Source organism: Shigella sp. FC1661, assembly GCF_001712525.1.
Lineage (GTDB): Bacteria > Pseudomonadota > Gammaproteobacteria > Enterobacterales > Enterobacteriaceae > Escherichia > Escherichia coli.
On the sequence record NZ_MDGW01000006.1, the window covers coordinates 1 to 14,260 of the forward strand.

Annotated in this window: 11 protein-coding genes and 3 pseudogenes; 12 read left to right on the forward strand and 2 right to left on the reverse strand. The window is 53.3% G+C overall.

Annotated elements, in window-relative coordinates; translation table 11 throughout:
• Positions 1 to 101: 101 nt before the first annotated feature.
• A pseudogene (locus BFF42_RS00370) lies at positions 102 to 449 on the forward strand (IS1-like element IS1X2 family transposase); the annotation flags it as partial.
• A 233-nt stretch (positions 450 to 682) separates the two neighbouring features.
• On the opposite strand, the gene rpsT reads toward BFF42_RS00370, so the two are convergent.
• The gene (gene rpsT, locus BFF42_RS00375) at positions 683 to 946 is read right to left on the reverse strand and encodes a 30S ribosomal protein S20 (protein WP_001274021.1); all 264 of its coding nucleotides are present in this window, start codon (positions 944 to 946) and stop codon (positions 683 to 685) included.
• A 102-nt stretch (positions 947 to 1,048) separates the two neighbouring features.
• On the opposite strand from rpsT, the gene BFF42_RS00380 reads away from it, so the two are divergent.
• The 11 genes and pseudogenes from BFF42_RS00380 (at position 1,049) to carB (ending at position 13,848) form a co-directional block, all read left to right on the forward strand.
• Entirely contained in the window at positions 1,049 to 1,267 is a 219-nt protein-coding gene (locus tag BFF42_RS00380) for a DUF2575 family protein (RefSeq protein WP_001295417.1), read from the forward strand.
• 7 nt (positions 1,268 to 1,274) lie between these two features.
• On the forward strand, positions 1,275 to 2,216 hold the full coding sequence (ribF, locus tag BFF42_RS00385) for a bifunctional riboflavin kinase/FAD synthetase (RefSeq protein ID WP_000767329.1): 942 nt from the start codon (positions 1,275 to 1,277) through the stop codon (positions 2,214 to 2,216).
• 123 nt (positions 2,217 to 2,339) lie between these two features.
• Positions 2,340 to 4,725, forward strand: a pseudogene (gene ileS, locus BFF42_RS00390) (isoleucine--tRNA ligase); the annotation flags it as partial.
• A 24-nt stretch (positions 4,726 to 4,749) separates the two neighbouring features.
• Positions 4,750 to 5,073 (forward strand): zinc finger domain-containing protein, encoded by a 324-nt coding sequence (locus tag BFF42_RS28200; protein ID WP_242412312.1) that lies wholly within the window; start codon positions 4,750 to 4,752, stop codon positions 5,071 to 5,073.
• On the forward strand, positions 5,073 to 5,567 hold the full coding sequence (lspA, locus tag BFF42_RS00395; RefSeq protein WP_000083372.1) for a signal peptidase II: 495 nt from the start codon (positions 5,073 to 5,075) through the stop codon (positions 5,565 to 5,567). The genes BFF42_RS28200 and lspA overlap by 1 nt, the downstream gene beginning before the upstream one ends.
• A 68-nt stretch (positions 5,568 to 5,635) precedes the next feature.
• Positions 5,636 to 6,085, forward strand: a complete 450-nt coding sequence (fkpB, locus tag BFF42_RS00400; RefSeq protein ID WP_000004655.1) for an FKBP-type peptidyl-prolyl cis-trans isomerase — start codon at positions 5,636 to 5,638, stop codon at positions 6,083 to 6,085.
• Between the two features lies 1 nt (position 6,086).
• On the forward strand, positions 6,087 to 7,037 hold the full coding sequence (gene ispH, locus BFF42_RS00405; RefSeq protein ID WP_001166395.1) for a 4-hydroxy-3-methylbut-2-enyl diphosphate reductase: 951 nt from the start codon (positions 6,087 to 6,089) through the stop codon (positions 7,035 to 7,037).
• 65 nt (positions 7,038 to 7,102) lie between these two features.
• Positions 7,103 to 8,017: a ribonucleoside hydrolase RihC gene (rihC, locus tag BFF42_RS00410; RefSeq protein WP_001239132.1), complete on the forward strand. Its 915-nt coding sequence runs from the start codon at positions 7,103 to 7,105 to the stop codon at positions 8,015 to 8,017.
• A gap of 166 nt (positions 8,018 to 8,183) precedes the next feature.
• Positions 8,184 to 9,005, forward strand: a complete 822-nt coding sequence (gene dapB / locus BFF42_RS00415; protein WP_000543609.1) for a 4-hydroxy-tetrahydrodipicolinate reductase — start codon at positions 8,184 to 8,186, stop codon at positions 9,003 to 9,005.
• 455 nt (positions 9,006 to 9,460) lie between these two features.
• Positions 9,461 to 10,609 (forward strand): glutamine-hydrolyzing carbamoyl-phosphate synthase small subunit, encoded by a 1,149-nt coding sequence (carA, locus tag BFF42_RS00420; protein WP_000597260.1) that lies wholly within the window; start codon positions 9,461 to 9,463, stop codon positions 10,607 to 10,609.
• Positions 10,610 to 10,626: 17 nt separating this feature from the next.
• Positions 10,627 to 13,848 carry a carbamoyl-phosphate synthase large subunit gene (gene carB, locus BFF42_RS00425; protein WP_039059995.1) on the forward strand — a complete coding sequence of 1,074 codons (3,222 nt, stop codon included), beginning with the start codon at positions 10,627 to 10,629 and terminating at the stop codon, positions 13,846 to 13,848.
• 120 nt (positions 13,849 to 13,968) lie between these two features.
• On the opposite strand, the pseudogene BFF42_RS00430 reads toward carB, so the two are convergent.
• Positions 13,969 to 14,260, reverse strand: a pseudogene (locus tag BFF42_RS00430) (IS1-like element IS1X2 family transposase); the annotation flags it as partial.

Genomic DNA, 14,260 nt, shown 5'->3' on the forward strand with positions numbered 1-14,260 from the left:
CTTTCTGTTCCATAACAGGTGTCCACTAGTTGAAAAGGTGGGCACCTACGTTACCAATACAGGCTTAATGGCTACATACGGCGGTCAGTTTACGCTTACCTAAATCACGTCAGCGCTGGCTGTTTTACGCGTATGACAGGATACGGAGGACGGTTGTGGCGCACGTCTTCGGTGAACGCACTCTGGCCACACTGGAGCGTCTTCTGAGCCTGCTGTCGGCCTTTGAGGTCGTGGTATGGATGACGGATGGCTGGCCGCTGTATGAATCACGCCTGAAGGGAAAGCTGCACGTTATCAGCAAGCGTTACACTCAGCGCATTGAGCGACATAATCTGAATCTGAGACAACATCTGGCAAGGCTGGGACGGAAGTCACTGTCGTTCTCAAAATCGGTGGAGCTGCATGACAAGGTCATCGGGCATTATCTGAACATAAAACACTATCAGTAAGTTGGAGTCATTACCGAGATTGAGTAGATATTCTTGTTCAGAATGTATCAGCCGATGGTTTTACGATTCTTAAGCCACGAAGAGTTCAGAAAGTGTAACGGCATGTCTGCAAAAGCCAGCATCTTTTGACTATCTGGCAACCGGTAGTGTGTTCTCTCACGCATCATAAAAGCAGCAGGCATAAAAAAACCCGCTTGCGCGGGCTTTTTCACAAAGCTTCAGCAAATTGGCGATTAAGCCAGTTTGTTGATCTGTGCAGTCAGGTTAGCCTTATGACGTGCAGCTTTGTTTTTGTGGATCAGACCTTTAGCAGCCTGACGGTCCACGATCGGTTGCATTTCGTTAAATGCTTTCTGTGCAGCAGCTTTGTCGCCAGCTTCGATAGCTGCGTATACTTTCTTGATGAAAGTACGCATCATAGAGCGACGGCTTGCGTTGTGCTTACGAGCCTTTTCAGACTGAATGGCGCGCTTCTTAGCTGATTTGATATTAGCCAAGGTCCAACTCCCAAATGTGTTCTATATGGACAATTCAAAGGCCGAGGAATATGCCCTTTTAGCCTTCTTTTGTCAATGGATTTGTGCAAATAAGCGCCGTTAATGTGCCGGCACTCGTTACGTAGTGATGGCGCAGGATTCTACCAGCTTGCGGGGTGTGAATACAGCTTTTCCGCGATAAAAATTGCAGCAGGCGGTCACTTTCTTCCCGTGATTTGCGCCATGGCAATGAAAAGCCACTTCTTTCTGATTTCGGTACTCAATCGCCGGTTAACCTTGACCGCTGTACAAGGTATACTCGGACGATTTTCACTGTTTTGAGCCAGACATGAAGCTGATACGCGGCATACATAATCTCAGCCAGGCCCCGCAAGAAGGGTGTGTGCTGACTATTGGTAATTTCGACGGCGTGCATCGCGGTCATCGCGCGCTGTTACAGGGCTTGCAGGAAGAAGGGCGCAAGCGCAACTTACCGGTGATGGTGATGCTTTTTGAACCTCAACCACTGGAACTGTTTGCTACCGATAAAGCCCCGGCAAGACTGACCCGGCTGCGGGAAAAACTGCGTTACCTTGCAGAGTGTGGCGTTGATTACGTGCTGTGCGTGCGTTTCGACAGGCGTTTCGCGGCGTTAACCGCGCAAAATTTCATCAGCGATCTTCTGGTGAAGCATTTGCGCGTAAAATTTCTTGCCGTAGGGGATGATTTCCGCTTTGGCGCTGGTCGTGAAGGCGATTTCTTGTTATTACAGAAAGCTGGCATGGAATACGGCTTCGATATCACTAGTACGCAAACTTTTTGCGAAGGTGGCGTGCGTATTAGCAGCACCGCTGTGCGTCAGGCGCTGGCGGATGACAATCTGGCTCTGGCAGAAAGTTTACTGGGGCACCCGTTTGCCATCTCCGGGCGTGTAGTCCACGGTGATGAATTAGGGCGCACTATAGGTTTCCCGACGGCGAATGTACCGCTACGCCGTCAGGTTTCCCCGGTGAAAGGGGTTTATGCGGTAGAAGTGCTGGGCCTCGGTGAAAAGCCGTTACCCGGCGTGGCAAACATCGGAACACGCCCAACGGTTGCCGGTATTCGCCAGCAGCTGGAAGTGCATTTGTTAGATGTTGCAATGGACCTTTACGGTCGCCATATACAAGTAGTGCTGCGTAAAAAAATACGCAATGAGCAGCGATTTGCGTCGCTGGACGAACTGAAAGCGCAGATTGCGCGTGATGAATTAACCGCCCGCGAATTTTTTGGGCTAACAAAACCGGCTTAAGCCTGTTATGTAATCAAACCGAAACACGGAACCGAGAATCTGATGAGTGACTATAAATCAACCCTGAATTTGCCGGAAACAGGGTTCCCGATGCGTGGCGATCTCGCCAAGCGCGAACCGGGAATGCTGGCGCGTTGGACTGATGATGATCTGTACGGCATCATCCGTGCGGCTAAAAAAGGCAAAAAAACCTTCATTCTGCATGATGGCCCTCCTTATGCGAATGGCAGCATTCATATTGGTCACTCGGTTAACAAGATTCTGAAAGACATTATCGTGAAGTCCAAAGGGCTTTCCGGTTATGACTCGCCGTATGTGCCTGGCTGGGACTGCACGGTCTGCCGATCGAGCTGAAAGTAGAGCAAGAATACGGTAAGCCGGGTGAGAAATTCACCGCCGCCGAGTTCCGCGCCAAGTGCCGCGAATACGCGCGACCCAGGTTGACGGTCAACGCAAAGACTTTATCCGTCTGGGCGTGCTGGGCGACTGGTCGCACCCGTACCTGACCATGGACTTCAAAACTGAAGCCAACATCATCCGCGCGCTGGGCAAAATCATCGGCAACGGTCACCTGCACAAAGGCGCGAAGCCGGTACACTGGTGCGTTGACTGCCGTTCTGCGCTGGCGGAAGCGGAAGTTGAGTATTACGACAAAACTTCTCCGTCCATCGACGTTGCTTTTCAGGCGGTCGATCAGGATGCACTGAAAGCAAAATTTGCCGTAAGCAACGTTAACGGCCCAATCTCGCTGGTGATCTGGACCACTACGCCGTGGACTCTGCCTGCGAACCGCGCAATCTCTATTGCACCTGATTTCGACTATGCGCTGGTGCAGATCGACGGTCAGGCCGTGATTCTGGCGAAAGATCTGGTTGAAAGCGTAATGCAGCGTATCGGCGTGACCGATTACACCATTCTCGGCACGGTAAAAGGTGCGGAGCTTGAGTTGCTGCGCTTTACCCATCCGTTTATGGGCTTCGACGTTCCGGCAATCCTCGGCGATCACGTTACCCTGGATGCCGGTACCGGTGCCGTTCACACCGCGCCTGGCCACGGCCCGGACGACTATGTGATCGGTCAGAAATACGGCCTGGAAACCGCTAACCCGGTTGGCCCGGACGGCACTTATCTGCCGGGCACTTATCCGACGCTGGATGGCGTGAACGTCTTCAAAGCGAACGACATCGTCGTTGCGCTGCTGCAGGAAAAAGGCGCGCTGCTGCACGTTGAGAAAATGCAGCACAGCTATCCGTGCTGCTGGCGTCACAAAACGCCGATCATCTTCCGCGCGACGCCGCAGTGGTTCGTCAGCATGGATCAGAAAGGTCTGCGTGCGCAGTCACTGAAAGAGATCAAAGGCGTGCAGTGGATCCCGGACTGGGGCCAGGCGCGTATCGAGTCGATGGTTGCTAACCGTCCTGACTGGTGTATCTCCCGTCAGCGCACCTGGGGCGTACCGATGTCACTGTTCGTGCACAAAGACACGGAAGAGCTGCATCCGCGTACTCTCGAACTAATGGAAGAAGTGGCAAAACGCGTTGAAGTTGACGGCATCCAGGCGTGGTGGGATCTTGATGCGAAAGAGATCCTCGGCGATGAAGCTGATCAGTACGTGAAAGTGCCGGACACATTGGATGTATGGTTTGACTCCGGATCTACCCACTCTTCTGTTGTTGACGTGCGTCCGGAATTTGCCGGTCATGCAGCGGACATGTATCTGGAAGGTTCTGACCAGCACCGTGGTTGGTTCATGTCTTCCCTAATGATCTCCACCGCGATGAAAGGCAAAGCGCCGTATCGTCAGGTACTGACCCACGGCTTTACCGTGGATGGTCAGGGCCGCAAGATGTCTAAATCCATCGGCAATACCGTTTCGCCGCAGGATGTGATGAACAAACTGGGCGCGGATATTCTGCGTCTGTGGGTGGCATCAACCGACTACACCGGTGAAATGGCCGTTTCTGACGAGATCCTGAAACGTGCTGCCGATAGCTATCGTCGTATCCGTAACACCGCGCGCTTCCTGCTGGCAAACCTGAACGGTTTTGATCCAGCAAAAGATATGGTGAAACCGGAAGAGATGGTGGTACTGGATCGCTGGGCCGTAGGTTGTGCGAAAGCGGCACAGGAAGACATCCTCAAGGCGTACGAAGCATACGATTTCCACGAAGTGGTACAGCGTCTGATGCGCTTCTGCTCCGTTGAGATGGGTTCCTTCTACCTCGACATCATCAAAGACCGTCAGTACACCGCCAAAGCGGACAGTGTGGCGCGTCGTAGCTGCCAGACTGCGCTGTATCACATCGCAGAAGCGCTGGTGCGCTGGATGGCACCAATCCTCTCCTTCACCGCTGATGAAGTGTGGGGCTACCTGCCGGGCGAACGTGAAAAATACGTCTTCACCGGTGAGTGGTACGAAGGCCTGTTTGGCCTGGCAGACAGCGAAGCGATGAACGATGCGTTCTGGGACGAGCTGTTGAAAGTGCGTGGCGAAGTGAACAAAGTCATTGAGCAAGCGCGTGCCGACAAGAAAGTGGGTGGCTCGCTGGAAGCGGCAGTAACCTTGTATGCAGAACCGGAACTGGCGGCGAAACTGACCGCGCTGGGCGATGAATTACGATTTGTCCTGTTGACCTCCGGCGCTACCGTTGCAGACTATCACGACGCACCTGCTGATGCTCAGCAGAGCGAAGTACTCAAAGGGCTGAAAGTCGCGTTGAGTAAAGCCGAAGGTGAGAAGTGCCCACGCTGCTGGCACTACACCCAGGATGTCGGCAAGGTGGCGGAACACGCAGAAATCTGCGGCCGCTGTGTCAGCAACGTCGCCGGTGACGGTGAAAAACGTAAGTTTGCCTGATGAGTCAATCGATCTGTTCAACAGGGCTACGCTGGCTGTGGCTGGTGGTAGTCGTGCTGATTATCGATCTGGGCAGCAAATACCTGATCCTCCAGAACTTTGCTCTGGGGGATACGGTCCCGCTGTTCCCGTCGCTTAATCTGCATTATGCGCGTAACTATGGCGCGGCGTTTAGTTTCCTTGCCGATAGCGGCGGCTGGCAGCGTTGGTTCTTTGCCGGTATTGCGATTGGTATTAGCGTGATCCTGGCAGTGATGATGTATCGCTCGAAGGCCACGCAGAAGCTAAACAATATCGCTTACGCGCTGATTATTGGCGGCGCGCTGGGCAACCTGTTCGACCGCCTGTGGCACGGCTTCGTTGTCGATATGATCGACTTCTACGTCGGCGACTGGCACTTCGCCACCTTCAACCTTGCCGATACTGCCATCTGTGTCGGTGCGGCACTGATTGTGCTGGAAGGTTTTTTGCCTTCTAGAGCGAAAAAACAATAATAAACCCTGCCGGATAAGGCGTTTACGCCGCATCCGGCAAAAATCCTCAAATATAAGAGCAAACCTGCATGTCTGAATCTGTACAGAGCAATAGCGCCGTCCTGGTGCACTTCACGCTAAAACTCGACGATGGCACCACCGCCGAGTCTACCCGCAACAACGGTAAACCGGCGCTGTTCCGCCTGGGTGATGCTTCTCTTTCTGAAGGGCTGGAGCAACACCTGTTGGGGCTGAAAGTGGGCGATAAAACCACCTTCTCGTTGGAGCCAGATGCGGCGTTTGGCGTGCCGTCACCGGACCTGATTCAGTACTTCTCCCGCCGTGAATTTATGGATGCAGGCGAGCCAGAAATTGGCGCAATCATGCTTTTTACCGCAATGGATGGCAGTGAGATGCCTGGCGTGATCCGCGAAATTAACGGCGACTCCATTACCGTTGATTTCAACCATCCGCTGGCCGGGCAGACCGTTCATTTTGATATTGAAGTGCTGGAAATCGATCCGGCATTGGAGGCGTAACATGCAGATCCTGTTGGCCAACCCGCGTGGTTTTTGTGCCGGGGTAGACCGCGCTATCAGCATTGTTGAAAACGCGCTGGCCATTTACGGCGCACCGATATATGTCCGTCACGAAGTGGTACATAACCGCTATGTGGTCGATAGCTTGCGTGAGCGTGGGGCTATCTTTATTGAGCAGATTAGCGAAGTACCGGACGGCGCGATCCTGATTTTCTCCGCACACGGTGTTTCTCAGGCGGTACGTAACGAAGCAAAAAGTCGCGATTTGACGGTATTTGACGCGACCTGTCCGCTGGTGACCAAAGTGCATATGGAAGTCGCCCGCGCCAGTCGCCGTGGCGAAGAATCTATTCTCATCGGTCACGCCGGGCACCCGGAAGTGGAAGGGACAATGGGCCAGTACAGTAACCCGGAAGGGGGAATGTATCTGGTCGAATCGCCGGACGATGTGTGGAAACTGACGGTCAAAAACGAAGAGAAGCTCTCCTTTATGACCCAGACCACGCTGTCGGTGGATGACACGTCTGATGTGATCGACGCGCTGCGTAAACGCTTCCCGAAAATTGTCGGTCCGCGCAAAGATGACATCTGCTACGCCACGACTAACCGTCAGGAAGCGGTACGCGCCCTGGCAGAACAGGCGGAAGTTGTGTTGGTGGTCGGTTCGAAAAACTCCTCCAACTCCAACCGTCTGGCGGAGCTGGCCCAGCGTATGGGCAAACGCGCGTTTTTGATTGACGATGCGAAAGACATCCAGGAAGAGTGGGTGAAAGAGGTTAAATGCGTCGGCGTGACTGCGGGCGCATCGGCTCCGGATATTCTGGTGCAGAATGTGGTGGCACGTTTGCAGCAGCTGGGCGGTGGTGAAGCCATTCCGCTGGAAGGCCGTGAAGAAAACATTGTTTTCGAAGTGCCGAAAGAGCTGCGTGTCGATATTCGTGAAGTCGATTAAGTCATTAGCAGCCTAAGTTATGCGAAAATGCCGGTCTTGTTACCGGCATTTTTTATGGAGAAAACATGCGTTTACCTATCTTCCTCGATACTGACCCCGGCATTGACGATGCCGTCGCCATTGCCGCCGCGATTTTTGCACCCGAACTCGACCTGCAACTGATGACCACCGTCGCGGGTAATGTCTCGGTTGAGAAAACCACCCGCAACGCCCTGCAACTGCTGCATTTCTGGAATGCGGAGATTCCGCTCGCCCAGGGAGCCGCTGTGCCGCTGGTACGCGCACCGCGTGATGCGGCATCTGTGCACGGCGAATCGGGAATGGCTGGCTACGACTTTGTTGAGCACAACCGAAAGCCGCTCGGGATACCAGCGTTTCTGGCGATTCGGGATGCCCTGATGCGTGCACCAGAGCCCGTTACCCTGGTGGCCATCGGCCCGTTAACCAATATTGCGCTGTTACTTTCACAATGCCCGGAATGTAAACCGTATATTCGTCGTCTGGTGATCATGGGCGGTTCTGCTGGTCGCGGCAACTGCACACCAAACGCCGAGTTTAATATCGCTGCCGATCCAGAAGCGGCTGCCTGTGTCTTCCGTAGCGGCATCGAAATCGTCATGTGCGGTCTGGATGTCACCAATCAGGCAATATTAACCCCTGACTATCTCGCTACTTTGCCGGAGTTGAATCGCACCGGAAAAATGCTCCACGCCCTGTTTAGCCACTACCGTAGCGGCAGTATGCAAAGTGGACTGCGTATGCACGATCTTTGCGCTATTGCCTTGCTGGTGCGCCCGGAATTGTTCACTCTCAAACCGTGTTTTGTGGCAGTGGAAACTCAGGGCGAATTTACCTCAGGCACGACGGTGGTTGATATCGACGGTTGCCTGGGCAAACCAGCCAATGTAAAGGTGGCATTGGATCTGGATGTGAAAGGCTTCCAGCAGTGGGTGGCTGAGGTGCTGGCTCTGGCGTCGTAACCTGTCACATGTTATCGGCATGCAGTCATTCATCGACTCATGCCTTTCACTGATATCCCTCCCTGTTTATCATTAATTTCTAATTATCAGCGTTTTTGGCTGGCGGCGTAGCGATGCGCTGGTTACTCTGAAAACGGTCTATGCAAATTAACAAAAGAGAATAGCTATGCATGATGCAAACATCCGCGTTGCCATCGCGGGAGCCGGGGGGCGTATGGGCCGCCAGTTGATTCAGGCGGCGCTGGCATTAGAAGGCGTGCAGCTGGGCGCGGCGCTGGAGCGCGAAGGATCTTCTTTACTGGGCAGCGACGCCGGTGAGCTGGCTGGTGCAGGGAAAACAGGCGTTACCGTGCAAAGCAGCCTCGATGCGGTAAAAGATGATTTTGATGTGTTTATCGATTTTACCCGTCCGGAAGGTACGCTGAACCATCTCGCTTTTTGTCGCCAGCATGGCAAAGGGATGGTGATCGGCACTACGGGGTTTGACGAAGCCGGTAAACAGGCGATTCGTGACGCCGCCGCCGATATTGCGATTGTCTTTGCCGCCAATTTTAGCGTTGGCGTTAACGTCATGCTTAAGCTGCTGGAGAAAGCAGCCAAAGTGATGGGTGACTACACCGATATCGAAATTATTGAAGCACATCATAGACATAAAGTTGATGCGCCGTCAGGCACCGCACTGGCAATGGGAGAGGCGATCGCCCACGCCCTTGATAAAGATCTGAAAGATTGCGCGGTCTACAGTCGTGAAAGCCACACCGGTGAACGTGTGCCTGGCACCATTGGTTTTGCCACCGTGCGTGCAGGTGACATCGTTGGCGAACATACCGCGATGTTTGCCGATATTGGCGAGCGTCTGGAGATCACCCATAAGGCGTCCAGCCGCATGACATTTGCTAACGGCGCGGTAAGATCGGCTTTTTGGTTGAGTGGTAAGGAAAGTGGTCTTTTTGATATGCGAGATGTGCTTGATCTCAATAGTTTGTAACCACAAAATATTTGTTATGGTGCAAAAATAACACATTTAATTTATTGATTATAAAGGGCTTTAATTTTTGGCCCTTTTATTTTTAGTGTTATGTTTTTAAATTGTATATAAGTGCCAAAAATTACATGTTTTGTCTTCTGTTTTTGTTGTTTTAATGTAAAATTTGACCATTTGGTCCACTTTTCCCTGCTCGCTTTTATTTCATGCAATCTTCTTGCTGCGCAAGCGTTTTCCAGAACAGGTTATATGATCTTTTTGTCGCTTAATGCCAGTAAAACATGCATGAGCCACAAAATAATATAAAAAATCCCGCCATTAAGTTGACTTTTAGCGCCCATATCTCCAGAATGCCGCCGTTTGCCAGAAATTCGTCGGTAAGCAGATTTGCATTGATTTACGTCATCATTGTGAATTAATATGCAAATAAAGTGAGTGAATATTCTCTGGAGGGTGTTTTGATTAAGTCAGCGCTATTGGTTCTGGAAGACGGAACCCAGTTTCACGGTCGGGCCATAGGGGCAACAGGTTCGGCGGTTGGGGAAGTCGTTTTCAATACTTCAATGACCGGTTATCAAGAAATCCTCACTGATCCTTCCTATTCTCGTCAAATCGTTACTCTTACTTATCCCCATATTGGCAATGTCGGCACTAATGACGCCGATGAAGAATCTTCTCAGGTACATGCACAAGGTCTGGTGATTCGCGACCTGCCGCTGATTGCCAGCAACTTCCGTAATACCGAAGACCTCTCTTCTTACCTGAAGCGCCATAACATCGTGGCGATTGCCGATATCGATACCCGTAAGCTGACGCGTTTACTGCGCGAGAAAGGCGCACAGAATGGCTGCATTATCGCAGGCGATAACCCGGATGCGGCGTTGGCGTTAGAAAAAGCCCGCGCGTTCCCTGGTCTGAATGGCATGGATCTGGCAAAAGAAGTGACCACCGCAGAAGCCTATAGCTGGACACAAGGGAGCTGGACGTTGACCGGCGGCCTGCCAGAAGCGAAAAAAGAAGACGAGCTGCCGTTCCACGTCGTGGCTTATGATTTTGGTGCCAAGCGCAACATCCTGCGGATGCTGGTGGATAGAGGCTGTCGCCTGACCATCGTTCCGGCGCAAACTTCTGCGGAAGATGTGCTGAAAATGAATCCAGACGGCATCTTCCTCTCCAACGGTCCTGGCGACCCGGCCCCGTGCGATTACGCCATTACCGCCATCCAGAAATTCCTCGAAACCGATATTCCGGTATTCGGCATCTGCCTCGGTCATCAGCTGCTGGCGCTGGCGAGCGGTGCGAAGACTGTCAAAATGAAATTTGGTCACCACGGCGGCAACCATCCGGTTAAAGATGTGGAGAAAAACGTGGTGATGATCACCGCCCAGAACCACGGTTTTGCGGTGGATGAAGCAACATTACCTGCAAACCTGCGTGTCACGCATAAATCCCTGTTCGACGGTACGTTACAGGGCATTCATCGCACTGATAAACCGGCTTTCAGCTTCCAGGGTCACCCGGAAGCCAGCCCTGGGCCACACGACGCAGCGCCGTTGTTCGACCACTTTATCGAGTTAATTGAGCAGTACCGTAAAACCGCTAAGTAATCAGGAGTAAAAGAGCCATGCCAAAACGTACAGATATAAAAAGTATCCTGATTCTGGGTGCGGGCCCGATTGTTATCGGTCAGGCGTGTGAGTTTGACTACTCTGGCGCGCAAGCATGTAAAGCCCTGCGCGAAGAGGGTTACCGCGTCATTCTGGTGAACTCCAACCCGGCGACCATCATGACCGACCCGGAAATGGCCGATGCGACCTACATCGAGCCGATTCACTGGGAAGTAGTACGCAAGATTATTGAAAAAGAGCGCCCGGACGCGGTGCTGCCAACGATGGGCGGTCAGACGGCGCTGAACTGCGCGCTGGAGCTGGAGCGTCAGGGCGTGTTGGAAGAGTTCGGCGTGACTATGATTGGTGCGACCGTCGATGCGATTGATAAAGCAGAAGACCGCCGTCGTTTCGACGTAGCGATGAAGAAAATTGGTCTGGAAACCGCGCGTTCCGGTATCGCACACACGATGGAAGAAGCGCTGGCGGTTGCCGCTGACGTGGGCTTCCCGTGCATTATTCGCCCATCCTTTACCATGGGCGGTAGCGGCGGCGGTATCGCTTATAACCGCGAAGAGTTTGAAGAAATTTGCGCCCGCGGTCTGGATCTCTCCCCAACCAAAGAGCTGCTGATTGATGAGTCGCTGATCGGCTGGAAAGAGTACGAGATGGAAGTGGTGCGTGATAAAAATGACAACTGCATCATCGTCTGCTCTATCGAAAACTTTGATGCGATGGGCATCCATACCGGTGACTCCATCACTGTCGCGCCAGCCCAAACGCTGACCGACAAAGAATATCAAATCATGCGTAACGCCTCGATGGCGGTGCTGCGTGAAATCGGCGTTGAAACCGGTGGTTCCAATGTCCAGTTTGCGGTGAACCCGAAAAACGGTCGCCTGATTGTTATCGAAATGAACCCACGCGTGTCCCGTTCTTCGGCGCTGGCGTCGAAAGCGACCGGTTTCCCGATTGCTAAAGTGGCGGCGAAACTGGCGGTGGGTTACACCCTCGACGAACTGATGAACGACATCACTGGCGGACGTACTCCGGCCTCCTTCGAGCCGTCCATCGACTATGTGGTTACTAAAATTCCTCGCTTCAACTTCGAAAAATTCGCTGGTGCTCACGACCGTCTGACCACTCAGATGAAATCGGTTGGCGAAGTGATGGCGATTGGTCGCACGCAGCAGGAATCCCTGCAAAAAGCGCTGCGCGGCCTGGAAGTCGGTGCGACTGGATTCGACCCGAAAGTGAGCCTCGATGACCCGGAAGCGTTAACCAAAATCCGTCGCGAACTGAAAGATGCTGGCGCAGAGCGTATCTGGTACATCGCCGATGCCTTCCGTGCGGGCCTGTCTGTGGACGGCGTGTTCAACCTGACCAATATTGACCGCTGGTTCCTGGTACAGATTGAAGAACTGGTGCGTCTGGAAGAGAAAGTAGCGGAAGTGGGCATCACTGGCCTGAACGCTGAATTCCTGCGCCAGCTGAAACGCAAAGGCTTTGCCGATGCGCGTCTGGCAAAACTGGCGGGCGTGCGCGAAGCGGAAATCCGCAAGCTGCGCGACCAGTATGACCTGCACCCGGTTTATAAGCGCGTGGATACCTGTGCGGCAGAGTTCGCCACCGACACCGCTTACATGTACTCCACTTATGAAGAAGAGTGCGAAGCGAATCCGTCTACCGACCGTGAAAAAATCATGGTTCTCGGCGGCGGCCCGAACCGTATCGGTCAGGGTATCGAATTCGACTACTGCTGTGTACACGCCTCGCTGGCGCTGCGCGAAGACGGTTACGAAACCATTATGGTTAACTGTAACCCGGAAACCGTCTCCACCGACTACGACACTTCCGATCGCCTCTACTTCGAGCCGGTAACTCTGGAAGATGTGCTGGAAATCGTGCGTATTGAGAAGCCGAAAGGCGTTATCGTTCAGTACGGCGGTCAGACCCCGCTGAAACTGGCGCGCGCGCTGGAAGCTGCTGGCGTACCGGTTATCGGCACCAGCCCGGATGCTATCGACCGTGCAGAAGACCGTGAACGCTTCCAGCATGCGGTTGAGCGTCTGAAACTGAAACAACCGGCGAACGCCACCGTTACCGCTATTGAAATGGCGGTAGAGAAGGCGAAAGAGATTGGCTACCCGCTGGTGGTACGTCCGTCTTACGTTCTCGGCGGTCGGGCGATGGAAATCGTCTATGACGAAGCTGACCTGCGTCGCTACTTCCAGACGGCGGTCAGCGTGTCTAACGATGCGCCAGTGTTGCTGGATCACTTCCTTGATGACGCGGTAGAAGTTGACGTGGATGCCATCTGCGACGGCGAAATGGTGCTGATTGGCGGCATCATGGAGCACATCGAGCAGGCGGGCGTGCACTCCGGTGACTCCGCATGTTCTCTGCCAGCCTACACCTTAAGTCAGGAAATTCAGGATGTGATGCGCCAGCAGGTGCAGAAACTGGCCTTCGAATTGCAGGTGCGCGGTCTGATGAACGTGCAGTTTGCGGTGAAAAACAACGAAGTCTACCTGATTGAAGTTAACCCGCGTGCGGCGCGTACCGTTCCGTTCGTCTCCAAAGCCACCGGCGTACCGCTGGCAAAAGTGGCGGCGCGTGTGATGGCTGGCAAATCGCTGGCTGAGCTGGGCGTAACCAAAGAAGTTATCCCGCCGTACTACTCGGTGAAAGAAGTGGTGCTGCCGTTCAATAAATTCCCGGGTGTTGACCCGCTGTTAGGGCCAGAAATGCGCTCCACCGGGGAAGTGATGGGCGTGGGCCGCACCTTCGCTGAAGCGTTTGCCAAAGCGCAGCTGGGCAGCAACTCCACCATGAAGAAACACGGTCGTGCGTTGCTTTCCGTGCGCGAAGGCGATAAAGAACGCGTGGTGGACCTGGCGGCAAAACTGCTGAAACAGGGCTTCGAGCTGGATGCGACCCACGGCACGGCGATTGTGCTGGGCGAAGCGGGCATTAATCCGCGTCTGGTGAACAAGGTGCATGAAGGCCGTCCGCACATTCAGGACCGCATCAAGAATGGCGAATATACCTACATCATCAACACCACTTCAGGCCGTCGCGCGATTGAAGACTCCCGCGTGATCCGTCGCAGTGCGCTGCAATATAAAGTGCATTATGACACCACCCTGAACGGTGGTTTCGCTACCGCGATGGCGCTGAATGCCGACGCGACCGAAAAAGTAATTTCGGTGCAGGAAATGCACGCGCAGATCAAATAATAGCGTGTCATGGCGGATATTTTTCATCCGCTAATTTGATCGAATAAGTAATACGGTTCTCTGATGAGGACCGTTTTTTTTGCCCATTAAGTAAATCTTTTGGGGGGTAATGACTCCAACTTACTGATAGTGTTTTATGTTCAGATAATGCCCGATGACCTTGTCATGCAGCTCCACCGATTTTGAGAACGACAGTGACTTCCGTCCCAGCCTTGCCAGATGTTGTCTCAGATTCAGATTATGTCGCTCAATGCGCTGAGTGTAACGCTTGCTGATAACGTGCAGCTTTCCCTTCAGGCGTGATTCATACAGCGGCCAGCCATCCGTCATCCATACCACGACCTCAAAGGCCGACAGCAGGCTCAGAAGACGCTCCAGTGTGGCCAGAGTGCGTTCACCGAAGACGTGCGCC

Coding starts and splice junctions, on each gene's coding strand:
- ispH (WP_001166395.1), top strand. CDS start 6,087: ATGCAGATCCTGTTGGCCAACCCGCGTGGTTTTTGTGCCGGGGTAGAC.
- lspA (WP_000083372.1), top strand. CDS start 5,073: ATGAGTCAATCGATCTGTTCAACAGGGCTACGCTGGCTGTGGCTGGTG.
- carB (WP_039059995.1), top strand. CDS start 10,627: ATGCCAAAACGTACAGATATAAAAAGTATCCTGATTCTGGGTGCGGGC.
- ribF (WP_000767329.1), top strand. CDS start 1,275: ATGAAGCTGATACGCGGCATACATAATCTCAGCCAGGCCCCGCAAGAA.
- BFF42_RS00380 (WP_001295417.1), top strand. CDS start 1,049: ATGTGCCGGCACTCGTTACGTAGTGATGGCGCAGGATTCTACCAGCTT.
- fkpB (WP_000004655.1), top strand. CDS start 5,636: ATGTCTGAATCTGTACAGAGCAATAGCGCCGTCCTGGTGCACTTCACG.
- rihC (WP_001239132.1), top strand. CDS start 7,103: ATGCGTTTACCTATCTTCCTCGATACTGACCCCGGCATTGACGATGCC.
- dapB (WP_000543609.1), top strand. CDS start 8,184: ATGCATGATGCAAACATCCGCGTTGCCATCGCGGGAGCCGGGGGGCGT.